The organism is Pseudoalteromonas sp. Z1A8, assembly GCF_011378855.1.
Taxonomy (GTDB): domain Bacteria; phylum Pseudomonadota; class Gammaproteobacteria; order Enterobacterales; family Alteromonadaceae; genus Pseudoalteromonas.
Genome location: NZ_WTLB01000045.1, coordinates 1 through 25,413, shown reverse-complemented (window position 1 = coordinate 25,413; position 25,413 = coordinate 1). Strand labels below are relative to the sequence as shown.

The 25,413-nt window shown below is 38.6% G+C and carries 21 protein-coding genes; 7 read left to right on the top strand and 14 right to left on the bottom strand.

All coding sequences use genetic code 11. The features are described from left to right. Positions 1-31 precede the first annotated feature (31 nt). Together GQR55_RS15660 and GQR55_RS15655 are read left to right on the top strand one after the other, a co-directional pair. Positions 32-1,582, top strand: coding sequence for a tryptophan halogenase family protein (locus GQR55_RS15660; RefSeq protein ID WP_166421333.1), 1,551 nt, complete (start codon positions 32-34; stop codon positions 1,580-1,582). Continuing rightward, positions 1,575-3,062 carry a tryptophan halogenase family protein gene (locus GQR55_RS15655; protein WP_166421332.1) on the top strand — a complete coding sequence of 496 codons (1,488 nt, stop codon included), beginning with the start codon at positions 1,575-1,577 and terminating at the stop codon, positions 3,060-3,062. Before GQR55_RS15660 ends, GQR55_RS15655 begins: the two co-directional genes overlap by 8 nt. 316 nt (positions 3,063-3,378) lie before the next feature. On the opposite strand, the gene GQR55_RS15650 is transcribed toward GQR55_RS15655, so the two are convergent. After that, positions 3,379-5,955: an exo 1,3/1,4-beta-D-glucan glucohydrolase gene (locus GQR55_RS15650; RefSeq protein WP_166421331.1), complete on the bottom strand. Its 2,577-nt coding sequence runs from the start codon at positions 5,953-5,955 to the stop codon at positions 3,379-3,381. Between the two features lie 238 nt (positions 5,956-6,193). On the opposite strand from GQR55_RS15650, the gene GQR55_RS15645 reads away from it, so the two are divergent. From GQR55_RS15645 to GQR55_RS15630, 4 genes are all read left to right on the top strand, one after another. Then, positions 6,194-7,522 (top strand): GH1 family beta-glucosidase, encoded by a 1,329-nt coding sequence (locus GQR55_RS15645; protein WP_166421330.1) that lies wholly within the window; start codon positions 6,194-6,196, stop codon positions 7,520-7,522. A gap of 32 nt (positions 7,523-7,554) precedes the next feature. Then, positions 7,555-9,081 (top strand): MFS transporter, encoded by a 1,527-nt coding sequence (locus tag GQR55_RS15640; protein ID WP_166421329.1) that lies wholly within the window; start codon positions 7,555-7,557, stop codon positions 9,079-9,081. A gap of 75 nt (positions 9,082-9,156) precedes the next feature. Further along, positions 9,157-10,158 carry a LacI family DNA-binding transcriptional regulator gene (locus GQR55_RS15635; RefSeq protein WP_166421328.1) on the top strand — a complete coding sequence of 334 codons (1,002 nt, stop codon included), beginning with the start codon at positions 9,157-9,159 and terminating at the stop codon, positions 10,156-10,158. Between the two features lie 632 nt (positions 10,159-10,790). Next, positions 10,791-11,960: an MFS transporter gene (locus GQR55_RS15630; protein WP_166421327.1), complete on the top strand. Its 1,170-nt coding sequence runs from the start codon at positions 10,791-10,793 to the stop codon at positions 11,958-11,960. Here GQR55_RS15630 and GQR55_RS15625 read toward each other — a convergent pair. The 8 genes from GQR55_RS15625 to GQR55_RS15590 all read right to left on the bottom strand — a co-directional run bounded on the left by GQR55_RS15625 (position 11,957) and on the right by GQR55_RS15590 (position 19,168). Then, complete coding sequence (locus GQR55_RS15625) at positions 11,957-12,472, bottom strand: M23 family metallopeptidase (RefSeq protein ID WP_166421326.1); 516 nt, start codon at positions 12,470-12,472, stop codon at positions 11,957-11,959. The genes GQR55_RS15630 and GQR55_RS15625 overlap by 4 nt on opposite strands. 100 nt (positions 12,473-12,572) lie before the next feature. Next, on the bottom strand, positions 12,573-12,842 hold the full coding sequence (locus GQR55_RS15620) for a YrhK family protein (RefSeq protein WP_166421325.1): 270 nt from the start codon (positions 12,840-12,842) through the stop codon (positions 12,573-12,575). A 202-nt stretch (positions 12,843-13,044) separates the two neighbouring features. Then, positions 13,045-14,385: an SPFH domain-containing protein gene (locus tag GQR55_RS15615; protein WP_010553499.1), complete on the bottom strand. Its 1,341-nt coding sequence runs from the start codon at positions 14,383-14,385 to the stop codon at positions 13,045-13,047. Next, positions 14,378-14,716, bottom strand: a complete 339-nt coding sequence (locus tag GQR55_RS15610) for a hypothetical protein (RefSeq protein ID WP_008137861.1) — start codon at positions 14,714-14,716, stop codon at positions 14,378-14,380. Before GQR55_RS15610 ends, GQR55_RS15615 begins: the two co-directional genes overlap by 8 nt. Before the next feature lie 224 nt (positions 14,717-14,940). Further along, positions 14,941-15,834: an IS982 family transposase gene (locus GQR55_RS15605; RefSeq protein WP_166421324.1), complete on the bottom strand. Its 894-nt coding sequence runs from the start codon at positions 15,832-15,834 to the stop codon at positions 14,941-14,943. Positions 15,835-15,964: 130 nt separating this feature from the next. Further along, entirely contained in the window at positions 15,965-17,455 is a 1,491-nt protein-coding gene (locus tag GQR55_RS15600) for a hypothetical protein (protein ID WP_166421323.1), read from the bottom strand. 398 nt (positions 17,456-17,853) lie between these two features. Beyond that, positions 17,854-18,264, bottom strand: a complete 411-nt coding sequence (locus GQR55_RS15595; protein ID WP_166421322.1) for a hypothetical protein — start codon at positions 18,262-18,264, stop codon at positions 17,854-17,856. A gap of 499 nt (positions 18,265-18,763) precedes the next feature. Continuing rightward, entirely contained in the window at positions 18,764-19,168 is a 405-nt protein-coding gene (locus GQR55_RS15590) for a hypothetical protein (RefSeq protein ID WP_166421321.1), read from the bottom strand. 538 nt (positions 19,169-19,706) lie between these two features. Here GQR55_RS15590 and GQR55_RS15585 point away from each other — a divergent pair. Continuing rightward, a complete protein-coding gene (locus GQR55_RS15585) occupies positions 19,707-20,255 on the top strand; it encodes a hypothetical protein (protein ID WP_166421320.1) in 549 nt (182 codons plus the stop codon). Positions 20,256-20,395: 140 nt separating this feature from the next. On the opposite strand, the gene GQR55_RS15580 is transcribed toward GQR55_RS15585, so the two are convergent. The 5 genes from GQR55_RS15580 to GQR55_RS15560 all read right to left on the bottom strand — a co-directional run. Beyond that, complete coding sequence (locus GQR55_RS15580; protein ID WP_166421319.1) at positions 20,396-21,646, bottom strand: sodium:proton antiporter; 1,251 nt, start codon at positions 21,644-21,646, stop codon at positions 20,396-20,398. Positions 21,647-21,962: 316 nt separating this feature from the next. Further along, a complete protein-coding gene (locus GQR55_RS15575; protein ID WP_166421318.1) occupies positions 21,963-22,367 on the bottom strand; it encodes a hypothetical protein in 405 nt (134 codons plus the stop codon). A gap of 247 nt (positions 22,368-22,614) precedes the next feature. Beyond that, the gene (locus tag GQR55_RS15570) at positions 22,615-22,824 is read right to left on the bottom strand and encodes a KTSC domain-containing protein (protein WP_166421317.1); all 210 of its coding nucleotides are present in this window, start codon (positions 22,822-22,824) and stop codon (positions 22,615-22,617) included. 17 nt (positions 22,825-22,841) lie between these two features. Further along, positions 22,842-24,608, bottom strand: coding sequence for an ATP-binding protein (locus tag GQR55_RS15565; RefSeq protein ID WP_166421316.1), 1,767 nt, complete (start codon positions 24,606-24,608; stop codon positions 22,842-22,844). Further along, the coding region (locus tag GQR55_RS15560) for an SIR2 family protein (protein ID WP_166421315.1) at positions 24,598-25,413 on the bottom strand (816 nt) is incomplete at its 5' end. The genes GQR55_RS15560 and GQR55_RS15565, both read right to left, overlap by 11 nt.

Below are 25,413 nucleotides of genomic sequence, written 5' to 3'. Positions count from 1 at the left end.
TTAATTGTTATCAATTTTAGGGTGTTAAGTCATGACCAAATCAATAGCAAAAATAGTCGTTTTAGGTGGTGGCACTGCCGGTTGGCTAAGCGCAGGCTTATTAGCCGCTGAACACCCGCGCCTTAGTATCACATTAATCGAGTCGGCAAATGTGCCTATACTAGGCGTGGGCGAAGGCACGTGGCCGTCAATGCGTAACACGCTACAACGTATTGGCATTAAAGAAATTGATTTTATAACCCAGTGCGACGCGTCATTTAAGCAAGGTTCTAAATTTATAAATTGGCGTAACCTCAGCGAGGGAGAAAACTACTACCACCCTTTTATGAATCCACAAGGCTACGAGCACACTAATTTACACGCCAGCTGGCAACGTATTGCACCTAACCAAAAATTTGCCGACGTTGTTAATATGCAAAGCTTTGTATGCCAAGCAGCACTTGCACCAAAACAATTACAAACTCCCGAATATGCAGCGGTCACCAACTATGGCTATCATTTAGATGCGGGTAAATTTGCTGAGCTTTTAAAAAATCACTGTGTTAAAAATCTAAATGTTACGCATATTACTGACGATGTAACCCATGTTATTAACGACGAACATGGCTATATTGCTTCATTAAAAACAAATAATAATGACGATATAACAGGTGATTTATTTATAGATTGCTCAGGCTCTCGTGCTCGTTTAATTGGGGAGCATTTTAATAGTGAGTTTATAGCGCAAGATCATATTTTATTTAATAACAGCGCTGTTGCGGCGCAAATACCTAATGCACACACCGATCAACCAATTGCCTCTGCTACGCTATCTACAGCGCAAAGTAACGGCTGGATTTGGGATATAGCCCTGCCAACGCGCCGTGGCACAGGTTATGTATTTAGTAGTAAATATCAAAGTGATGAAAGCGCAACAAACACATTAAAAAGCTACATAGCCAAAAGCACCAGTGAGCAACAAGCTGAGCAACTTAACTACCGCGTATTAAATTTCAGCCCTGGTTACAGGCAACAATTTTGGATTAAAAACTGTGTTGCCGTGGGTATGTCTGCTGGCTTTTTAGAGCCACTTGAAGCGTCAGCACTTGCTATGGTTGAGCTTTCAATTAGCATGATAAGCGAGCAACTACCGCAAAACCGCACCCACATGAGCCAGCTTAAAACACGTTTTAATGACCGTTTTAGCACTCGTTGGCAGCGCGTTATTGAGTTTTTAAAACTACACTATGTGTTAAGCAAACGCGACGACACTCCCTATTGGCAAGATATTAGTAATTTAAATACCGCGCCCGAGCGTCTACAAAACTTACTTAAGCTTTGGCAATTTCAGCCCCCTAGCCGCTTTGATTTTATTGAAAACGAAGAAGTGTTTTCATCAAGCAGTTATCAATACGTTTTATATGGCATGGGCTTTAATACACAAACAGTATCTGCACAAAATACATTTAACGACCCACGTGCTGGGGATTACTATTTTCAGCAAAATCGCGAAAAAATAGCGCAGTGCTTAAATGGACTGCCAAGTAATCGCACGCTTTTAAATCACCTTTTATCAAATAATGGGCAGCCACATAATGACTAAAACAAACGCTGTTAAAAACGTAGTAATTGCTGGAGGCGGCACTGCCGGTTGGATGGCCGCAGCGGCACTTGCTAAACTAGTTGGCAACAATATAAACATAACCCTTGTTGAATCTGACGATATTGGCACCGTGGGCGTTGGCGAGGCAACAATTCCGCCTATTCGTACATTTCATAAATTGCTGGGTATAAACGAGCAAGCATTTATGAAAGCCACTCAAGCCAGCTTTAAACTCGGCATTAGCTTTGAAAACTGGGGCGATGAAAACACCCATTATATTCACTCATTTGGCGCAACGGGCAAAGAATGTTGGGCGGGTGAATTTCATCACTTTTGGCTGCAAGGTAAAGCACTTGGAATAAACAACCCATTTGGCGATTACTGCTACGAGTTGCAAACTGCTAAAAGCGGTAAATTTGCGTTTAATCAGCAAAACCCCATTAACTATGCTTACCATATGGACGCCACACGTTACGCGCAGTTTTTACGTGAATTTTCAGAGCCATTAGGTGTAAAACGCATTGAAGGTAAAATACAAAAAGTAGTAAAAAACACTAAAACGGGCCATATAGAATCATTGATTTTAAATAATGGCGAGCACATTAACGGCGACTTTTTTATTGATTGCACTGGCTTTAGAGGCTTATTAATAGAGCAAGCATTGCATACTGGCTACGAAGACTGGTCGCACTTACTACCGTGTAACAGCGCTATTGCGGTGCAAACAAAATCAACTAGCGATACTGTATTGCCACTTACCCGCTCTATTGCCCATAAAAGCGGATGGCAATGGCGTATACCGCTGCAAAACCGTGTAGGTATTGGCTTAGTGTATTGCAGCCAATATATAAATGACGAGCAAGCCAAAACCTTACTATTAAATAACATTGAAGGTGAGACGCTTACAGAGCCGCGTGTTATTAAATTTAAAACTGGTCGTCGCTTAAAAGGCTGGAACAAAAACTGCTTAGCGCTTGGCCTTGCTAGCGGATTTGTTGAACCACTTGAGTCCACCAGCATTCACTTAATTATGTCGGGTATTATTCGCTTTATGCGTTTATTTCCGTTTAATGGCATTACCAATCACGCCATTGACGAATACAATAAACAACTTAAAAGCGAAATTGAAAATATTCGCGACTTTATTGTGCTGCACTACAAAGTAACTAATCGCGATGACAGTGAGTTTTGGCAACACTGTAGTGCGATGGAGGTGCCAAAAACACTTCAGCACAAAATTGATTTGTTTAAGCAAACTGGCCGTGTATTTTTAGACGATGGCGATATTTTTAGAGTCGATTCGTGGGTGCAAGTTATGCTTGGTCAAGGTATTGAGCCTAATCAACATCACTTAATAGCCAGCATGATGAGCGATGAAGAACTCACCCGTTTTTTACACGGTATTAAGCAACAAATAGAGCAACGCGTAAGCCAATTACCGCCTCATCATGAATTTTTAAAGCAGTATTGCCCAGCATAAAAAAGCCCTTAACAGGGCGTGTTGTTCTTTGGTGGTTGAATTTGCAGCAGTATGTTTGGTTTTTAGGCAAGGCAGAGCCTATGTAGTGTGGTTATTCCCCATAAATAGGCGATAACGTAGCATAAATGCCAAACATGCGCTGCCCGTAGGGTTCTGCCTAGGGGCAATTTACTCTTTGTTGCTCGGTTTTCACTTAGCCCACTAGGTTACAAACCTCTCGCCGCGATTAAATTGCCCCTAGATTGAACAAATTTCAATCCACAAAGATCAACACGCCCTCAGGGCTTTGGATACACACAACAACTTTTAGGTTTTATTATTCACACTTAACCATGGCGCTTTTAGCGCTTTGTGGTTCAAAGCTAATATTTGCAACTGAAACATTAAGCTCTCCTGCTGTTTTAATAATAAAAGGGCTGGTTACTCTGGCAAAATCAACGCCCTTTTTAGCAAAACACGTTAAATCTATACTCATGGTTTGCCATGTATTTAAATCAGTATTTTTAAGCTCATTGGTAATATCAAGCTTGCCACCACAACCTTGTTCGCACTTCATTGCAAGGTATGTCTGTGAGCTAGGTATTTGATTAACTTTATAGCTAAAGCTAAGGGCTGAATTTGCTTCAATGTAGGCCACTTTGTCTTCGGTAAAGTTACTATTAATTTCGATGTAGCTGGCTGCAGTACCATCAAAATTAAACTGCATCGCATCTTCTTGAATCGCTTTATCTTCAGTGCGATAAGTAATGCCGCCGAGCTTTACACTGTTACTTGCTACTTGGTGCTGCTCGCTGTTTGAATTTAAAAACAAGCGCCACGGTGTTTTAAAGCTGCCATTAAATATAGATAGCGGCGCAAGGTTACTAATATCAACACCTGAGTCTTCATTTAGATTATTGGCAAGCGTACTTTCATCTTTATACGTTAAGCCAAAGCCATAGGGTAATAGTGGTGAGTAATCAGCATCGCCCTTATTTACTGCGGTTTGCAGTGGCGATTTAGGCCACGAAAACGACAACTTACCTTTAAAATCGTATTGTACCTGCCCACTTGCATCCGCTAGCAAAACATCTGCAATGCCTTGTCCTTCAGTGCCAGGAAGCCATGCTGCTACAAATGCATCTGACGCGTTTAGCTCGCTGTTAACCCACATTGGTCTGCCCGATATAAACACCGATACCACCGCAATACCTTGCTGCTTTAATGTTTTTAATATTTTAAGAGAACGTTTATTGTTACGTTCAAACTCAAGGTTGTCTTTATCGCCATGCCCCTCTGCGTATGGTTCTTCGCCAAATACAACAATGGCTACATCGGGTTTGGTATTAAATTCACCCGTTGGGCTTAAAATAGCGTTACCGCCAGCAGCCTCTATTTGCGTTTTTAGCCCCGCATAAATAGACGTTGCTCCAGGAAAATCTGCATTTTGATTATTAGTGCCCTGCCACGTAATACTCCAGCCACCCGATTGCTTGCCTATGTTATCGGCCGCATCGCCTGCAATCAGTATGTTACTAGACGGGTTAAGCGGTAATAAATGGTTGTTGTTTTTAAGTAGCACTAACGACTCTTGCACCGCTTGGCGGGCAATATCGCGATGTGCAGGCGCACCTATTAGTTCTAACTTACCTGAATATTTTCGATTTGCAGGGCTTGGTTTATCAAATAAACCCGCGCGTAATTTAACGCGTAAAATACGTGCTACGGCGTCATCTATTCGCGCCATTGTTATTGTGCCCGCTTTTACTTGTTTAATTGTATTTTCATAAAGTGGTTTCCAAGCACCCGTTGGTACCATAAAAATATCAAGCCCCGCATTAACAGCTTGCGGGCAACTTTCATTTGTACAGCCGGCAACTTGTCCGTGCCCGTTCCAATCTCCTACAACAAAGCCATCAAAACCCATTTTTGTTTTTAGTACATCTGTAAGTAGATATTTATTACCGTGATTCTTTTTGCCATTCCAGCTATTAAACGATGCCATAACCGACTGGCTACCCGCTGTTAGGCCGCCAATATAACCTTGCGCATGAATGTTATATAACGTCTCTTCGCTATCAATGTTGTCACCCTGATCGTCACCATCTACCGTGCCGCCATCGCCTACAAAGTGTTTAACGGTACTAATTACGCGTTTGTCACTTAAAAAGTCCTCATCGGCTCTGCCTTGCAATCCGTTTACAATTGCGGCTGAATATTCACGCACAATTGCAGGGTCTTCTGAGTAGCCTTCGTACGTTCTGCCCCATCGGTCGTCGCGTACTACCGCTACTGTTGGTGCAAACACCCAATCTATGCCTGTTGCCATTACTTCTATTGCCGTAGCCGCTGCAATTCGCTCAATTAATGCAGGATTATTTGCTGCACCTAAACCAATATTGTGCGGAAATAACGTCGCGCCAATCACATTATTATGACCATGTACCGCATCAGTACCCCACATAGTTGGAATTTTACTGCCATCAATTGAGTCATCAACCGATGCCTGATACATACTCTCAGCAAGCTTTATCCAATCGGCAGGCGTTGCATGTTTATTCGCACTCGGAAAAGAGCCACCGCCATTTAAATAAGAACCAAAACCATATTTGCGCATGTCTGCAGCGGTTATATCGCGAATTTCTGGCTGGATCATCTGCGCTACTTTTTGCTCAAGCGTCATTGTTTTTAAATACTGAGCAATTGTTTTTTCAATTTCAGGCGTTTTTACTACCTTACTTTTAAGCGTTGGCCAAAGTGATAAATCACCTTGCTCATGCTCAGCACTTTTGGTTACCGCGCTTTGGTTATTATCAGCGTTAGCCTCTTGTTTATTACACGCACTTAAAACGCATAATCCGCCTATTAAAATAGGGAGCATTCGTAACCTGTTAGTGTTTAAGCTTTTTTTCATTTTTATAGCCCTGTGTTGTGTCAGTGTGTTTTTGTGCAGCGCCTATTTGTTATTTAAATTTAACTATTGACCTACTTAGCAATAGCCACTAACCTAAATATGGAAGCGCTTCCTTAAAGTTATTAAATACCATCCTTAGTGATTAATCAAATTAAATATGGAAGCGCTTCCACCAATGCAATTTATAAACTATAAATAAAAGCAAAATTTACTACAAAGAAGCAGAGGTTTTCTCTTAATGAAACAATTATCTTTACCTAGTGGCTCACCACTTTTAGCCAAAAATTTTACTTATGGTGTAGCTACGGCCTCATTTCAAATTGAAGGCGGCGCAACCGATCGCTTGCCATGTATTTGGGATACCTTTTGCAGTAAAGAAGGCAAAATAGTCGATAATTCAAATGGCGATATAGCTTGCGAGCACTACACTCGCTGGAAAGACGATATAGACCTAATAGAGTCATTAGGCGTAGACGCTTACAGACTTTCTATTTCTTGGCCACGCGTAATGACTAAAAGCGGTCACTTAAACCCTACCGGCGTTAAGTTTTATACCGACATTTTAGATGAGCTAAAACGCCGTAATATTAAAGCTTTTGTAACGCTGTACCACTGGGATTTACCACAACACATTGAAGACGAAGGTGGCTGGCTAAACCGTAATACCGCTTACGAATTTGCCCATTACACAGATTTAATTACCCAAGCTTTTGGTGAACGCGTGCACTCGTACGCCACTTTAAACGAACCGTTTTGCAGCTCATTTTTAGGCTACGAAATTGGCGTACATGCTCCGGGTATTGTAGGTCGCGAATTTGGTCGTAAAGCCGCGCACCACTTATTACTAGGTCACGGTTTGGCTATGCAAGTACTTGCTAAAAATAGCCCAAATACGCTAAACGGTATTGTGCTTAACTTTACGCCTTGTTATTCAGTTACCCAAAGCGAAGAAGATTTAAAAGCCACTGCATTTGCTGATGACTACATAAACCAATGGTATATGCAGCCTGTAATGCAAGGTAAGTACCCAGATATAATTTCCCAATTACCTAAAGCCCACCGCCCTGATATTTTAGAAGGCGACATGGAAATAATTGCTCAACCACTAGATTACCTAGGGGTTAACTTTTATACCCGCATGCATTATCAAGCAAGCGAAACCGACTTTTATCACGGACTGCCACACAAAACGCCAATGACCGATATAGGTTGGGAAATTTATCCTAAAGCGCTTACAGAATTACTTGTATCGTTAAACGAAAAATACACCCTACCACCTATTTATATTACCGAAAACGGTGCAGCCATGGCTGACGAATTTAAAGACGGCGAAGTAAAAGACAACGATCGTATTGAATACTACCACGAGCATTTAAATGCCCTGCATAACGCAGCAGAGCAAGGCGTAAAAGTAGATGGTTACTTTGCGTGGAGCCTAATGGATAACTTTGAATGGGCAGAAGGATATTTAAAGCGCTTTGGTATAGTACATGTAGATTACAACACACAAAAACGAACTGTTAAAGCTAGTGGTAAAGCGTACACTAAACTCATAACAAGCCGATAAATTATCGGCTTATAACAATAAGAACACACACTGTGAACAAACTCCCTTTATACGAAAAAGTCGGTTACGCCATGGGCGATGCCGGCGCTAACTTAGTATGGCGCGGTGCGCTTGCTTATTTAGCGGTGTTTTACACCGATACATTTGGCATATCGGCTGCAGCTGCTGCCATGTTATTTTTGGTTGTAAGGCTATCTGATGGCGTAACCGATATTATTATGGGTATGATTGCCGACAGAACGCAGTCGCGCTTTGGTAAATTTCGACCGTGGATACTCTACTCAGCACCGTTTTTGGGCTTGTTTATGGTGCTGTGTTTTACCACACCCGACTTTAGCACCACCAATAAACTTATTTATGCTTACGTAACCTACATAGGTTTAACGCTTGCTTACACCGTAAGTAACGTACCCTACTCGGCACTTATGGGCGTTATGACACCCGACGATACAGAGCGCACAAAGCTCTCTGGTTTTAGGTTTGCAGGTGCGTTTACTGGTGGTTTATTAGTGATGGGTTTTTTACCTGAGCTAGTGGCATTTTTTGGCGCAGGCGACAACGCCAAAGGCTATCAGCTTACTATGTACTTGTTTGCCAGCTTACTTATTATTTTAATGATTATAACGTTTGCGACCACCAAGGAGCGTGTAACACCGCACGCCTCAAATGAAGGCAATTTAAAATCAGAGTTGTTTGATTTAACTAAAAGCCTGCCATTTATAATACTACCTTTGCTTGCTACCACCCTGTTTTTTTATTACCGCGATTTATACAGCGGCGTATTTTTTGCCCTTGTTATGGCTGCAATGACGTTCGTTATTAAAAAATTACTCAATAAAGATAAGCAAAGCTTAACGGGATCACAACGCGACATGGTTGATCTTCTGGCCAACAAACCTTGGTTGGTATTACTCGGTATTGGTTTTTTAACCATGATGTTTAATGGCATAAAATACGGTGTAATTGCGTACTACTTTAAGTACCACGTAGCTAATGAGCTCATGGCTGGGCAGTATTTTATCGCCTTGTTGGTTGTATCTATATTAGGTGCACTTGCCACAGGTAAGCTGGCCGAAATTATGGGTAAACGAAACCTCTTTATTGCATCGTTAATGCTAAGCGGCATACTCACTACTGCATTTTACTGGGTACCTAGCGATAACCTGGTTGCTGTATTTACCTTTGGTTGCGCCGCTGAATTTTTTGCCGCGATGATGCCCACATTATTTTTTAGTATGCTTGGTGATTCAGCCGATTACTCCGAGTGGAAAAACAAACGCCGCGCTACAGGCTTAATTTATTCTGCGGGTACATTTGTGCAAAAAACCGGGGGGGGCTTTGCAGGTGCATTAGTATTAGTGGTACTTGCAGGCTATGGCTATAACGGCATGGATGAGCTTACAATTAAACAAGCACTCCCTGGTATGCAGCTACTTATGAGCTGGATACCTGCCGCATTTGCTTTTTTAGGTGCCGCATTGATGCTTATTTATCCACTAACCTCAGCGATGACGCAAAAAATAACAGAAGACTTAGCAATTAGACGCAGTAATGTGTAAATTAACTTTTAATGACCCTTCGCGCTTTATATTTTTATAAAGCGCGAGTAAAAACGCATATAAGCTAGGACATCAATGGCGACAATTTATCAAGTATCAGAAATGGCAGGTGTGTCTTTATCAACTGTTTCAAGGGTGCTTAACGACAACGACTACGTAAGCAAAAAAACTAAAAAAAAGGTATTAGAAGCAATGAAAGAGCTAGGCTATCAGCCAAGTTCTATTGCACGCTCATTAGCCTCTAGTACCACAAACAGCGTCGGTATTTTAGTTTCTGAGTTGGATGGTCCGTTTTTTGGTCAGATGATGTCAGCCATTGAAGAGCACCTTCGTATAGCGGGTAAACACGTTATTATTACCCCTGGGCACAGCGACGAGAAAAAAGAAAAAAGCGGCTTTGAATTTTTAATAGGCCGTAATTGCGACGCTATTATTGCCCACGTAGAAGCGGTATCAAACGAGTATCTAATTGAGCTGAGTAAAGGTAAAACCCCTATTTATTTAATGAGCCGCTACGTTAAGGAAATTGAAGATAACTGCATTAGCCTCGACAACGTAATGGGCGGCTACTTAGCCACTAAAGCTATGATCAACAAAGGTCATAAAAACATTGCGTATATAGCAGGCCCGCAGTTTAAAGAAGATGCGTCAAACCGTTTAAAAGGTCACAAAAAAGCCCTAGCAGAATACAACCTAACCTTTGACGAAAGCTTGTATTATGTGGGCGACTTTAAAGAAACCGGTGGCAGCGACGGCTTAAGGCATTTTATTCAAAATAAAGCGCAAATAACCGCTCTTGTATGTGCCAATGACGAAATGGCATCGGGTGCTATGAAATACGCCCGCGAACACGGTTTTAACCTACCAAAAGATTTAGCCATTATTGGGTTCGATAACGTAATTTTTACCAATTACCTCTACCCAACACTGACTACAATAGATAACCCAGTTCCCGAAATGGGCCGAGCTGCGGCTAACTTAGTGCTTAAAGACATTTACAAAAAAAGCGGCATAACAGTAAAGCACGTGTTTCAGCCAAAGCTTATTTTAAGAGACTCTACACCCGATATTAATTAACTTTAAAAAGTTACGTGCAGCATGCGATATGTGCCTGTCAGCTTGCATTAAAAAACTGTTAAACCCTATTCTATATAGGGTTTAACTAGGGCATGTTGACCTTTCGTGATTAATTTTGCAGCAGACTGTTTGGTATTTAAGCAAGGCAGAGCCTATGTAGTGTGGTTGTTCCCCATAAATAGGCGATAACGCAGCATAAATGCCAAACATGCGCTGCCCCTTGGGTTCTTTCTAGGGACGATTAACTCTTTGTTGCCTACATGGATGTCGGTAAGGGGCGTGAGCAGGACGCGGAAGCTTTGCTCGGTTTTTACTTAGCCCGCTAGGTTACAAACCTCGCGCCGCGATTAAATCCCCCCTAGATTGAACAAATTTCAATCCACAAAGAGCAACACGCCCAAATAAATGCTCGCAAATATAAAACAATATCTACATAAAAACACTACAATAAAAAGCATAATAGATCCGATAATTTACCAAAATGATCGTTTTAAAATGTATTTATATTGTTTAATAAAATATCACTTTACTTATTTTTGATTTGGCTCTAAATTCGCGCAAATTTTATTATTAAAGTAACCTCTCAAACTTTAAAACAGTGGTTATTTACCTTGATGAGTCGATAAACACAAATGGCCGAGTCAGCCACCACAAGCACCTCTAACAACCCTTTAGCGCCTGTTATTGGGCTGTCATTTTTTGCTATCGCATCCGGCTTTTTAATGAGCCTTATTCCGCTATCGTTACCGGCTTTTAAGCTTGATGAAAACTTAGCGCCATGGCTTGCGAGCATTTTTTACTTTGGCTTACTTGTTGGCGCTACAACCATTGAACGCGTGGTGGTAAAAATAGGTCATCGCTTCGCTTTTATATTATTTTTAAGCTTATTAATTGTAAGCGTATTAGCACAGCTTGCTATTCCAAATATGGGTAACTGGTTAGCGGCTCGTTTTATTGCAGGTATTGCTGTTGCGGGTGTGTTTGTCGTTGTTGAATCTTGGTTATTAATGACCAATACAGCAAAGTCACGTGCTAAACGTTTGGGCTTATACATGACCTCACTTTATGGCGGCAGCGCGGTTGGTCAACTTGCTATAGGGCCGCTTGGCACTGAAGGTTCAACGCCTTATTTATTTGTAGCCTCGCTATTATTTTTAGCTATTTTAGCGCCTTTATTAATAACCAAAGGTCAGCCCGAAAAAAAGCATCTTGAAAAACTGCCATTAAAGGAAATAAAAACACTAAGCCACCCAGCTATGCTCGGATGCTTAGCGTCAGGCTTATTACTAGGCCCTATTTACGGCTTAATGCCGGTTTATATTTCAGCTCAAGCCGATCAAGCTCAGTACACAGGTACACTTATGGCAGTTATTATTTTAGGTGGCATGCTTGTACAGCCGCTTGTAAGTTACTTATCTACTCGGCTTGAAAAAAGCTTACTAATGGGTATGTTTTGTTTAGTAGGTGCAGCCGGTGCTGTGGGTATATTACAAGCACACACCTTAGCAGGATTAATAGTAAGCTACTTAATACTAGGCGCGTGCAGCTTTGCACTTTACCCGATTGCTATAACACTTGCGTGCGACTCATTGCCAATGGCAAAAATAGTATCGGCAACTGAGGTTATGCTTTTAAGTTACAGTATTGGTTCGGTATTTGGCCCTATGCTTGCTGCAAATTTATCTGATGCACCCAACGGTATTGTGTTTTATTTAGCAGGCTGTTTAATCACTACCTGTATTTATATGTTTATTAAAAGCATTAAAAATATTCGCGCGGGTAAAACCCCAGTTGCAGGCTAATTAGTTTTTAATTTATCGTGTGGACTTAAAAAAAACATCTTTTTCCAGCCTTGGCTTTGCGTTGTATAAAGCCATGGCATGGGCACTAACGATAAAATAGAATAATGCACATGAGGCTGTTTTCCTGCGGCATTTCCGGTATCACCCAGCAAGCCAATTTGACTGTTTATGCTTACTACATCACCGGTACTTACGGAGTAGTCATTTAAATGTGCAAAATAATGCACGCGCCATTTAGGCCCAAGCACTGCAACCACCTTACCGCCTCGGGTTAGCTCACCTGAAAATATAACTATCCCGTTTGTTGAGGCGACTACGGAGGTATTTTTTGTGCCAAAAATATCAATTCCTTTGTGCACACCCGACCTACCCCAAGGCTCGTACCAAAACGTATTGTGGTTCCAATCTTTACTTGTGGCACCTTTTACCGGGATCCTTATTTTTTCGGGGATTAGTAAGCCTATAATTAATAAAGTAGCTATTCCAATTGCAATCCACTTAAGTACTTTCACTTTTCTATCCTTGATATTTAAATAATCAACAATTTACGTATACAGGTAAATTATTAGCCATAATAACTGAACTCATCATGAGTCGTATTTATGGTTTTATTTATGAAGTTTTATTTGAATGAAATACCCGACTAACATGTACTAAGCTGATCAACTTCAAAACAGGTTTTATAAGCAATTGAGCACTGCCCGCTATAAATAACCATGTGCCACTTTCTATTAGTGAGTCATTTAAAAAGAAAAAACTGCCAATTAAAAACCACACAGCAATCAAAAAATCGTTAAATGCACCCAACGCTTCATATCGTCGCTGAATGGTAATATGCTCTTGCCCTAAATCTAAAATAAACTGATTACTGTTCGAATCCATAACTGCTCACTATTTACCTTTTATTACCTAAATACATGTTTAATAAGCCACAAAGCTTACCTAAACAGTACAATAGTAAAATACGCACAATAAAAAACGCTGACCAATGCTTATTGGCCAGCGTTTTTATTGTTTATATAATATTTAAAGGCTAAGTATTTAAAGGCTAAGCCTCAATATTGTTTATATATTTAGTAATTATTTATTTTTTATCTTTTTCTAAACGTTTCTTAAGGCTTAATGCAGCGTCAGCGGCTAATAAACGCATAAATTCAGAGCCATTACTTTGCTCGCCTTGGCCTGCGCCTATTACAATTTCAGGCACTAAACGACTATTACCTAAGCTTGTAAATAAAGCAGTTTGAATTTTAACTTCTGCTTTTAGCGTTTCATCAAATACATACTTAGGATCAAGTGCAGCAGACTTAGCTCTTAAACGAGCCTCAGCTAAAACGTCCATACCTAATGCTTCTAAGCGTTGTTGCTTTAAAATCTCTTCTTGTTCTTTTGCAAGCTCGGCTTTTACAGCCACTCGTTGCTGCGCAGAAATAATGGCATTTGCCTTAATTCGTTCAGCATCAATTTGCTCTTTTATTTTTAGCTTTTCAGATTCAGCACGTTGCTTAGCAATTGCTTGTTCACCTAAAGCCACTTCAGTACGTGCTTGTTGCTCAGCTTTTTTAAGGTTTTGACGCGCTAGTGCTTCATCAGCAGCAGCTTGCTTTTGCGCTTCAAGGCGAGCATTTACTTTGCTTTCGTAGTCAATATCAATAATGCTGGCATCAACTACTGTAATACCGTAAGCGCCTAAAATAGGTGCGTTACGCAGTGTATTACCCTCATCATCCATTTTAATATTAATAGTGACGCGCTGCTGTTTACTTAAATTACCTAAATCGTCAGATTTATCGCGCTCACCCGTACTAATAATTTGTTCAGTAACAAAAATACCGTTGGTTAATTGATCAGCAAAATCTTGGCTTAATTGACCATTACCACCAGAGTAATGTTGCTCTACCGACATCATACGCGCCGACGCTTTTACATTTTCAGTGGTTGCACGCATTAATAAATTAGATATTAATGTTTCTTGTGAACCAAACTCTTCGTGTATTTTAAGTAAGCCACGTAAAGCACCCGATTCAGCTGCTGGTACATTGCCTGGCAATCTAAAACGAGAAACACCTCGTGCGCCACCCGTTGTAGTGTCTAAAAATCGAATTGGTATTAGCGGTACAATTGCGCTTGCTGTAGCACCGGCATCGCCCGTAAAGTTAATCGAAATTACTTTTTTATATGCCGATGTAGTACCAAACGCTTTTAAGTAAGGGCCGGCTTGATTTATTACGGTTAAGTTACCTGTAAAAGCCGATTGATGTACTAAACGCTCATCTGCTTCATTCCACGAAACAACTTGCGATGTAAGCGTTGCAATTACGGCTAATACAACAACAATTGATGAAACAACAATTACATTACGACGACCAAATCGACTCATAAATGAGTCACTTTTAACTGCTGGGACTGCTTTTTCGCTATCCATTTTTATTACTCTCCATGTTTAATTTCTTTTTAACAAAGTAAATAATTTCCTGTTCACTCAAATGTGCGCAAAAGCTACCAGAGCGATGTAACTCAACAAATGTTGCAAGGATTTCTTCTTTACCTTTAGCTGTTTTATCTTGGTTTTCTTGTGTTTGATTTTTTTCTGTTAGTTGAGTGATTAAATCATCCACTATCGTGTCTTTATCAAACAGTACGTTGTATTCTTTGGATTTTCTTACCCGACTTTTATGTACGTTGCTGTAAATTACATAAAGTGCAACGCATAAAATAATAACAAGTAAACTTAACCCTATAATATAAAAAATCATAAGCTCTACTTAAATTAGTTTAAATACTTAATGAGCAATAACAATTGTAAGTATTACTTAACAAATGTTAACCCAGTAATTTTACAGTAAACCCAAGTAAAAAACAGATTAAAAATAGTGTTCATCAGGTATATAGTAAAACCGCACGTAAAAGTAAGCTTTTCAAACAAAAAAATGCCAGTCAGTTATTAACTGACTGGCATTAAACTAACGCCGTGCGCGACTTAAACAGATATCACATGCTCAAGTTGTAGCGGCTTATTATTTAGCTTAACGTTAGCAAGCATACCTAACCCATGAGCTAGCATTTTCCGACTGAATCGGCCTATCAACGTCCAACTTTTTCTAGCCCACACTTTATTCATATTAAATTGTCCCGTTAATTGACCTATAACAGTTTCAACTAACCGGCGCGTTTTATTGAGAAAAGTGCGTTTTTCTTTCGGTAACAGATCTGTCATATTATGCCGAACAGGTGTTTCCAATGTAATGTCTTGTTCATCGCGTAGCTCTTTTTTTAACGACGCTGATAAATACCCTTTATCACCTAACAATAGCGTTGAATGTATGCCTTTGGTTAATGCCCAAACTGCCTCTCTTTCGCTACCCGCTGCTTCTGTAAAGGTGAAGCTAGCTATGTTTCCTTGACTATCAACAAGTAAGTGTCCTTTGAAACCGTAATAGGTTTCTGACTTACTCGCGCAATATCCATAGCCAGCTTCACCTTTAAAGTTCTGACTCTTCTTTGCTCGTTTGAAATGCGCCGTCGTTATTGGGAAACCATCGACAATATGACAAACAGAATTTTCCTTATATCGGCTACTCAAGCGAACTTGAAGTAGCTGCTTTACATGCCATAAATTAGCGGCTTGCTTAGCAAAGCTTGACCGTGAAGAAAGTTTAGGAAACCATGATTGCCAATGAGTTTTAAAGTATTTCCATATTCCTTTATCGGTATCGAATGAAATAAACTCACCAACAATCTCCATGGTGATAACCTCAATATCGCTTAAAGCGGGTTCGAACCCGCGCTTTCTAATGCTATTTTCACCCAAGATTTCAATGTGATTTTCATCTACCCAACAATAAACCCAGATGATAAACTCTTCTAATGGCATGTTCTAAATCGCTTTATAATGTTTTTTGACGATTACTATATAAAGTTAGAACATGCCTTTTTCAACCTTGATAACAAAATTTTAAGTCGCGCACGGCGTTAAACTAATATTTATTAAAGTGCTTTTTACATTATTCGCATTGCACCCAATCAATACCATTTTCACCGCACTCATGCAGCATTGTTCCATCTTCTTGGCGAGTATCTCTAAACCATTTCCCTTCAATCGTTTTAATAATACGTACGTTGTCTGTGGTTTTATATTTACGCCAAAAGCTAGCATCAATAGATGTTTCGTCATCAAACTTATAAGGCATAGCAGCGAGTACAGTAACTAAATCTTGAGTTTCTAAATCAGCAGCTTTGTCTTTAACATTTACCCAATTAGATAATGTTTGAAAGTCAGCATTTTCCTCTCTAAAGGCAAAATCAGTTTGGTAAAACGATCCCGACTCAGTATAGCTAATGCTAAAACCTCGTTCGAACGGTGTATCTAAATTAGCACTAACGCATTCATCTGCTGTTGGGAAGTTAACCGATGGGCTTGTATTATCAACGCCGTAAAGCACATTGCTTTGCTCAAAACTAACGTTCTCAATGCTAGAGCATCGGTAAGTACGATCGGCGTTAATGTAAACATCGTCTCTAACTGTTAATTTTCCATTTAACGATTCTTCGCCCCAAGGCGTATCTGTTGAATCCAATCGAGACAAAATAACGTCAATTTTGTCGAGTTCGTCTGTATTTTGAAGCTTTACTTGCTCATAAATAAGTTCAGCGCCTGCAAAAATAACTTTATCGCGGTACCATGCATTTTCAAATCCATACTCTGCATCTTTTGCTGTGTCCTGGTAAATCACTGCTCTTACTTCTTCTGCATCAGGATACTGAGCATCTAGCTCTTGCTTGAATTTATAGGCCGCTTTTAGTCCCTTAACAATTGCTTGTGCTCTGTCATAAGCATCACTGTCACTAGTGGCAATAAAGTCTGAGTAAATTTGCTCTGTCGACAAATTATAATGCGCAACCAAGTTTTGCATAACATTTGTTATTTCGCTTTGAAGGTTTGCAAGTAACTCAGTATTTTCTTTAAGTGCATCACAACTTAAATTATTGTTACCACTTTTTTGTAATTGAAGGCTCAACTGTTCCCAAATAACGGTTGTTAAAGGGGATATATTTCGAATATCTTCATCAGTCAACACTTCAATTGAGGGCGGAAATGACATTTGATACGCTTGTGTTACCTCCCCTAAATCCTCGTCAATTGCGCCAACGGGTACATCTACATACATAGTTGAATACGGCACACACAGCGCCTGCTCTTCTGTAAAATTAAAACTATAATTACCCAATTCTTCAGAGACTACAGAAGGTTCTGTTTGCTCATCAAAAGTACCATCACCATCAATATCTAGCCATACTATTGCACCAGATACATAGCCATCAATAACCTTACCAGTAAGAGAAATAGTTGTTACTTCTACTGGTTCTACTTTTACAGGATCAGGCTTGGCTACTATTGGCTCTACAACGGCCGCTTTATCACCGCCACCACCACACCCAACAAGGCCTAGCGTAAACGCTAATGAAATAGCTAACTGACTTTTTTTAAAAGACATACAAAGACTTCCTTTTTTGCACTTTAATTATTATTAATCATATTGTTATAAATTAAATAAGTTACTTTAATAACAAATAAGTAAATTTAAACAACTGAAATTTATTGAATTTTTATGGGGGATGGCAACAAGTTAACATGCCCTGTACCTATATCCTTGCATGGAAAATTAGATTTAGCCATTACATTTGTTAATAAAATAAATGTATCACTCGCTTTTGTTTACTTTTTCTCACTAATATAAGCTATGTATGCCGAGTTTAAAGGGGTTGAGTGGTAGAGTTTTTTTGTAAACAAATGTGTTTTAATACAAATACAAAAACCCCACGTTAAGCTTTACCTAACGTGGGGTTTTGATACTCGCGAATTTTACAGCTAATTCAAGCTATAAATTTAATATTAAAGAGATAATTCTTCTTTAGCACGCGTTAAGTTATGCGTTACAAGTGAGTTTTTAGAAATTTGAACCGCTTCATATAAATCAGAAATACCAGCAGTGTCTTTTTGTGATTTTATACGAGCCACACCACGGTTACTTAATGCAAACGATGTAAGTTCACGTACTTTTAAACGAGGACCATGGCTTTGCTTAAGTAATGCAATTGCTTGTGTACAAATAGCTTCTGCTTCTTCGTAGTTTCTTGATTCAACATTTAAAGCACAGCTATTAAATGATTTTTCAAATGCAGGTGCTGCAGTTACTGAGTCTTCAATAACCATTAATTTATAGTCACCTTGTTTAGCCATTGCAGCAGCTGAGCAAGTTAATAATGAGCCAAGAGCGATGGTTTTTAAAAGTGTAAATTTCATGATTATATTCCTATTAAGTAAGTCGTACTTGTTGCCGACAACTGAACTTTAGAGTGTTAGCTCGATTACCACAAACGATAAAAACAAACCTAATAAGTGAATAAATCTAACCTATAGACTTTAGTCTAACACCTGTAAAAATATTTATTAATTACAATTAGTTAAAAAACATGAAAATCACTAAACAATAAATAGCAAAATACATTTTTATTATTTTTAATAATACCAATTCGCTTAATTAAGTGATCTATTTTGAGGATGGAAAAACGTGTTGATAGCTAGGCAAAAAATTCGCTATTTGGTTGTTCTAAATGAGGGTTTTTTAACGCAGGTAGCGACACGTTTAGCCCCGCAAAATGATTAAGTATTATTGCGGATTGGTATAACACAATACAAAGTTAATAAACACGAAAAAGCCGATGTTGGGGTTTAACCCAACATCGGCTTTTTTACTCTCGCTATTTATATCATGCTTTAGTAAGCACTTTATAAAAAGACCTTATAGAGATAATTCTTCTTTAGCGCGAGTTAAATTGTGCGATACCATTGTGCTGCTAGACAATTTTGATGCTTCGTATAAATCAGCAAGTGCAGCAGTATCGTTATGCGCTTTTAAACGTGCAACACCACGGTTGCTTAATGCGAATGACGTAAGTTGGCGTACTTTAAATTTAGGGCCATCTGCGTCTTTTAAAAGTGCGATTGCTTTAGTACAAATTTCTTCCGCTTGTGCATAATTTTTTGACTTAACATTCAGTGCGCAGCTATTAAATGATTGCTCAAGTGGCTGTGGCGCTGTTGCAGTTTCAATAACCATTAATTTGTAGTCACTTTGATCAGCCATTGCAGCAGCTGAACATGTTAATAGTGAGCTAAGAGCGATAGTTTTGATAAGTGTTTTCATGATTATATTCCTGTTAAGCCAATTGTTTAAATTAGTGAGCTTTTTTAGCGTCAGGTAAATAGCTTAATAACAAGGCAAAAATTATGAAATATAGTCGTTCTATATAAGTAATTTTTAACGCCGTTAGTGAGTTATCTAATTCGCTAAAATGATCATGTTTTAATAAAACTGGTATTAGTTAGTCGTGCTTGTTGCCGACAACTGAACTTTAGAGAATTAACACAACCCCGACAAACGATTAAAACAAACCTAATAAGTGAGAAAAATTAACCTATAGACTTTAGTCTAATGCGTTTGCTTTTTTTCTATATATTTAAATAACTTACGCACCATATTACGTGCCTAAAATCGCTACTTTGCATTTTAAAATACATATAATTATTTATGCTTTTATTTAGTCGGTTTTATTTTAAGCACCTTGCTTTGGCATAGCTGAATAACAATCAAACAAATTTACACATTTAATTACATGCAATACTAAGTCATGTATTTATAATTGTAGCTCTGGTAACTTTTCATCATTAACGGATTTACTGTTTTGAAATATACACTCCCCCTTTTTGTTTTATTAAGCACGCTTTTAGCATTTAGCCAAAATGCTAATGCAAGGCTTTTACTTGGTAACAATACGCCTAACAGCGGTATGTTTATAAAATCAGAATTTAATGGTAATAGCAGCATTACATCGGTGGGTGTCGAAATGATGGTCAAGCAAAATTACAGTAACTTTGGGGTTATTTTTACAAGCGCTATTGGCGCGGCAGTAATCGATAATAAACAAGGCGAGCAAGAAGAGTTTATTACCTGGGATAATGGCATGAAACTTGGTTACTTTAATGACTTTTTTATATATGGAGAACTAGGTTTAGACTTATTTGAACTTGCCTTTAAAAACGATAGAGGCGATAACACCTACCAAATAGATAAGTCGAACAACGATATAGACGGCTATGCAGGTATAGGTGTGGGTTATCACTTTAAGCCATTTAAAATAGAAGTATTTACTCGAGCACGCCAAATAGATGGCGACTACTGGGAAGCACAAGAACATATTTACAGCGGTGTCCAACTCACCTTTACGTTTTAAATAACTTTATAATATTGGTTCATATTTATTATTGCTCTTTTATTGTTATAAAAAAGCAATAAAGCCTATGAAATACGGATATTTCACAGGCTTTATAAAAACTTATAATTAACTCGGTTTATAGTTAATCATATTTATATTTAGCGAATGCTTTTAGCAACCTTACCAATACTTAAACCTTGCACCAAAATAGAAAACACCACTACAGCATAAGTCAGTGCCAATAAAATATCGCGTTCAGTGCCATCGGGTAATTGCAGTACCAGCGCTACCGAAATACCACCGCGTAAACCACCCCAGGTTAATACTTTCCACGCGCCCGAAGGTAGCTCAAGCTGTTTACCAAAAGTAGTCGTGGTTATACCAACAACCATAAGACGTGCTAGCAACGCAATAATAATAGTTAAACCGGCCGCTATAAATAAGTTACCTGAGTAGGCAATCATCACAACTTCAAGCCCGATTAAAACAAACAAAATAGCATTTAAAATTTCGTCAATCAGTTCCCAAAACAAATCAACATACTGACGTGTTTTGTCGCTCATGGCCCAGCTTCGGCCGTGGTTACCCACCATTAAGCCCATCATTACCATTGCAAGTGGACCCGACAAATGCCAATGGCTTGCAAGCGCATAACCACCAATAACACCCGCTAATGTAAGTAATACTTCTTCTTGGTAGCTATCAATGCTTTTAAGTAAGTAATATAAAATACCACCTAATACCAAACCAAAAACAATACCGCCACCCGCTTCAACGGCAAGTGTATGCGCCACATAATACGTGGTAGGAATATCACCACTGGATAAAATACCCAATAAAAGTACAAAAATCACCACGCCAATACCATCGTTAAATAACGACTCACCCGCTATAACAGTTTCAATACTTTTTGGTGCACCCGCTGATTGTAAAATACCCATAACCGCAATCGGATCGGTCGGCGATATTAGCGAGCCAAATAATAAACACCAAATAAACGACAAGTTAAACCCAAGTAAAGGCATTACAAAATAAAGCGCGGCAGCAATAATAACGGTCGATAACAACGTACCCACACAAGCCAAAATACCAATCGGCAATTTATAGCGCTTTAAGTCACCAACATTTACGTGCAACGCACCGGCAAACAGCAACATTGAAAGCATGCCATCGAGCAGTACTTCGGTAAAATCTAACTGATCGAGTAAACTTACTTCGTAATCTATTACTTCATCAAATCCTAAAAAGCCTAAAAATATAGCGCCAATAGATAAAAGCATTGAAATAACCATCACCCCAATGGTGGTTGGTAAACCAATAAAACGATGATTCACATAACTTAATAACGCAGTAATCGATAAAAATATAGCGCTTATTTCAAGCACAGTTAGGCTGGTTGCAGGTACCATGGTTTAGTCTCAGTAAATATGTAGTTGCACCTCGCTCAAGCAAGGCAGAAGAATGTTTTTGTATTTAGTATTATATTAAGTTTTGTACTAAATTTTTTATTAGTGCTTTTTATAGGGCTAATTTTTTGTATAAATAGCGACAACAAGTGTACCTAAAATACTGATGTATCGCATTAATATTTCTTAAATTCAGTTTATATCAAAACAAAACACACAAAAAAGCCCATGCCAGGAATTAACCTAACATGGGCTTTTTTACTCTCGCTATTTTATATCATGCTTTAGTAAGCACTTTATAAAAGCGTTTATAAAGTGCTTATAAAGAAAGCTCTTCTTTAGCGCGAGTTAAGTTATGCGATACCATTGTACTTGTAGACATTTGGTTTGCTTCGTATAAATCAGCCAGGCCAGCCGTGTCATTGTTTGCTTTTAAACGTGCAACACCACGGTTGCTTAATGCAAATGACGTAAGTTGGCGTACTTTAAATTTAGGGCCATCTGCATCTTTTAAAAGTGCGATTGCTTTAGTACAAATTGCTTCAGCTTGTGCGTAATTTTTTGACTTAACATTCAGTGCGCAGCTATTAAATGATTGCTCAAGTGGCTGTGGCGCTGTTGCAGTTTCAATAACCATTAATTTGTAATCACTTTGCTCAGCCATTGCAGCAGCTGAACATGTAAGTAATGAGCTAAGAGCGATAGTTTTGATAAGTGTTTTCATGGTCATATTCCTGATTAGTTAAGTCGTACTTGTTGCCGACAACTAAACTTTAGAGAATTAACACAAAACCGACAAACGATTAAAACAAACCTAACAAATGAATAAAATTAACTTATAGACTTTAGTCTAATACTTAGAGATATTTAGCTCACTATTTCTAAAGAGCATGTTTTACCCAAATATGCAAAAAAGAGTAATAAAAAGCTAATTAGCTATCATTAATTAGCTTTTTAGCATAAGTAAGTATCTAGACTATTTTTTCGCAACTGAAATTGTTTTTAATATTTTGGTGTAAGTATGACCCCTTTGAACCCGAAGCCATTAGTTCTTCATATATGTACATTGGTACGTCATAGTAATTATATATACCACTATTAAATTCAACCTCTAGAGTTGATGCATTTTCATCATATCCCACTGAAACTACGTTGCTCGAATCTACCAATATTCTTTCCATAATATTATTCCTTTTCTTTATTTAATTAATGAATTTTGTTGGCGCCAACAATCAACTAGTGCTTTAAAGTCTGATTGTACTGCACCTTTAGACCAACTTTCTGATACCTGAGGATCTTGACTATCAGGAAATTGGCCTTTTTTAAGCAATCTAAATTTGAACCTCATTGGTAGCTTTGCAGCCTCACCTGTAACAATGGCCTCACCAGTTCTTAATATGGGTAAAGAATCAATAATTCCTGATAGTCCATCAGACATAGCAGACTTAACTCTTGCTCTATCAGGTGCATTATTAATTCTCAATGAAAATAGTGTTCCACATTGAGATAAGATAGTTTCATCTATTTCTGATGGTCGCTGACTGATCAGCATTGACCCAACGCCAAACTTTCGGCCTTCTTTAGCTATTCTCCGAATCATGCCTTTAGCTAGCCCATTATTCTCATTGGATAAATACCGATGTGCCTCCTCCATTATTAGTAATAATGGAGTTTTATTCATTCCCTCAGCGGAATAACGGCCCCATATCGCCGATTCAAATAAAACTTCAACGACAGAACCTAATAATAACTCTAGACGTTCTGACGGCATGCCAGACAAATCTAAAATGGTAATAACCTTCGTATTTAACCAAAAGCTGATTAGTTCAGGTAAATCTTTCTTTAGCTTATTATCTGTGTCAGGAGCCCAGTCACCGGGGTTTGTTAAAAAGTCATATTGGCTATCTAAAAGTATTGACCTCATCTGTTCTAGCTGTTTTCTCCAAACCTGATTGCTTCCCTTGTGTGGAGGATTGCTAGCACTACCTGGAGGCTTGAAAGTAGGCGAATTTAAGGTTTCTGCATCTCCCATACATTTGTAAGCAGGTTTTGTTTTATCTTTGTCCTCAAAATTCACATTGTCGTAATATACTAAGTCATACCAGATTTTTTTTAATCGAAATGGTAAAGGCATCATCAGTGTAACTTTCAATGGGTCTATCTTTAGGTCAGGATTGGACTTCGCATAAAGTTTTTTTTCATCTAAAACTAAATCGATAAACTTATTTTTAAGACTCTCGTTTTGTCCACACATAAAATCACACAAGCTGTAAGGTGATACACACCAAAAAGGAATATAGAAAGGTTGTTCACTTTCCTTAGGTGTAATTGAAAAAACAGTAGAAATGTCACTTAGTGCTGAAGAGTACTCACCATGTATATCAAATAAGACAATTCTAGCAGAGGGCATTTTAATTGAAGGTTCATGGGCTGTTACTATAGAACGGATAAGGCTCGCCACACTTGTAGATTTTCCTGAACCTGTAGAGCCTAATATAGCTGAATGTCTGTTTACTAAACTATCTAAGTCGATACTAACATTTATACTATCAGAGCTAGATAATTTACCAATTATGATCTGCCCTTTGGTGTTACTACCATAGATTTTCCTGAGATCATCATCAGTAACTAAATGAACTTCTTCTGATATTGAGGGGAACTGGCTGATCCCTCTTTCAAAGTCATAACCTATTGATTCACCTACCAGTTCTACTTTAATAGTTCTTTTTTCATTAAATAATAATGAATCATTTTCATTCGTAGAGCTTTCACTCGTTTCCGATATAACTCCGAATAAATTATTATAACCTTGAGGTATTCTGACAAAGCTTCCTACTTGACCAATTCGGTGTGTTTTACCTTCTATTATTAGTAAACCCGACCTTACCTGTGGAGTCAGTTCTACATGTACAGAAGAGCCTGCAACTGAAGTGATTTTCCCCAAATAAGTTGGATTAAGGCTCATGTGTTATTACCTCTATTTCTGGCTCTTGAATATTAGCTGCACTTTTACCACCACCAGAATTAGCTAAAAATTTAGCGAATTTAACAAAGTCACCCAAATTAAATGCACTATTTTCCCAGTATCCGGCTCTGATTAAACTCCAATTTTTACTAGGTTCATCGCCTAATTTCCATTTAGCCTCGATACCATTAATTACAGCCCCATCTTTACAATACACACTTATGTTAGGACGGCGCTTAGCTGCACAAACAGCAAAATTTTCTTCATTTAATTCTTTATATTGAAAAGCAAAAACGGCAGCTGATTTATTTTCAGAAAGGCATTCATCTAACTTAGCTGTTATATGAGCATCGGCAAAAGAAAAGCCGGTTGTCAAAAGCAAGCTGTCAGGCTCAAGTAAAAAACATTTTAATCTTTCAAATAATGAAGAGAATGGCGCTGATTGTGTTTGGTCATATTTAATATGTGAAGGATAAACCATTGTTCCAGCATCACCATCCAAGCCCCTTACAACTTCATGATTACTATTTTTAGCCCAATTTATAGAACCGTGTAATTTCCATAGCCTTATCCACCGAGGTGGCAGATCGTTACTTGAAATACTAGTTGGATCAAAAAAAGCTTCTTTTGAACCAGAGAAGCCATCAAAATAAGGAGTTCTAGCTCTTTCCATTGCTTCTTCTAGTAAAAGATCATAATTAGTTGTAAATATTTCAACTGCATCCCCCTGTGTCAGGATAGTTGTCGCCTCAATTAATTTACAAATAAACAGGGCGCGGTAAGTTAAAGTAAGTGAATTATCAAA

Coding starts and splice junctions, on each gene's coding strand:
- GQR55_RS15660 (WP_166421333.1), top strand. CDS start 32: ATGACCAAATCAATAGCAAAAATAGTCGTTTTAGGTGGTGGCACTGCC.
- GQR55_RS15655 (WP_166421332.1), top strand. CDS start 1,575: ATGACTAAAACAAACGCTGTTAAAAACGTAGTAATTGCTGGAGGCGGC.
- GQR55_RS15650 (WP_166421331.1), bottom strand. CDS start 5,955: ATGAAAAAAAGCTTAAACACTAACAGGTTACGAATGCTCCCTATTTTA.
- GQR55_RS15645 (WP_166421330.1), top strand. CDS start 6,194: ATGAAACAATTATCTTTACCTAGTGGCTCACCACTTTTAGCCAAAAAT.
- GQR55_RS15635 (WP_166421328.1), top strand. CDS start 9,157: ATGGCGACAATTTATCAAGTATCAGAAATGGCAGGTGTGTCTTTATCA.
- GQR55_RS15630 (WP_166421327.1), top strand. CDS start 10,791: ATGGCCGAGTCAGCCACCACAAGCACCTCTAACAACCCTTTAGCGCCT.
- GQR55_RS15620 (WP_166421325.1), bottom strand. CDS start 12,842: ATGGATTCGAACAGTAATCAGTTTATTTTAGATTTAGGGCAAGAGCAT.
- GQR55_RS15615 (WP_010553499.1), bottom strand. CDS start 14,385: ATGGATAGCGAAAAAGCAGTCCCAGCAGTTAAAAGTGACTCATTTATG.
- GQR55_RS15610 (WP_008137861.1), bottom strand. CDS start 14,716: ATGATTTTTTATATTATAGGGTTAAGTTTACTTGTTATTATTTTATGC.
- GQR55_RS15605 (WP_166421324.1), bottom strand. CDS start 15,834: ATGCCATTAGAAGAGTTTATCATCTGGGTTTATTGTTGGGTAGATGAA.
- GQR55_RS15600 (WP_166421323.1), bottom strand. CDS start 17,455: ATGTCTTTTAAAAAAAGTCAGTTAGCTATTTCATTAGCGTTTACGCTA.
- GQR55_RS15595 (WP_166421322.1), bottom strand. CDS start 18,264: ATGAAATTTACACTTTTAAAAACCATCGCTCTTGGCTCATTATTAACT.
- GQR55_RS15590 (WP_166421321.1), bottom strand. CDS start 19,168: ATGAAAACACTTATCAAAACTATCGCTCTTAGCTCACTATTAACATGT.
- GQR55_RS15580 (WP_166421319.1), bottom strand. CDS start 21,646: ATGGTACCTGCAACCAGCCTAACTGTGCTTGAAATAAGCGCTATATTT.
- GQR55_RS15575 (WP_166421318.1), bottom strand. CDS start 22,367: ATGAAAACACTTATCAAAACTATCGCTCTTAGCTCATTACTTACATGT.
- GQR55_RS15570 (WP_166421317.1), bottom strand. CDS start 22,824: ATGGAAAGAATATTGGTAGATTCGAGCAACGTAGTTTCAGTGGGATAT.
- GQR55_RS15565 (WP_166421316.1), bottom strand. CDS start 24,608: ATGAGCCTTAATCCAACTTATTTGGGGAAAATCACTTCAGTTGCAGGC.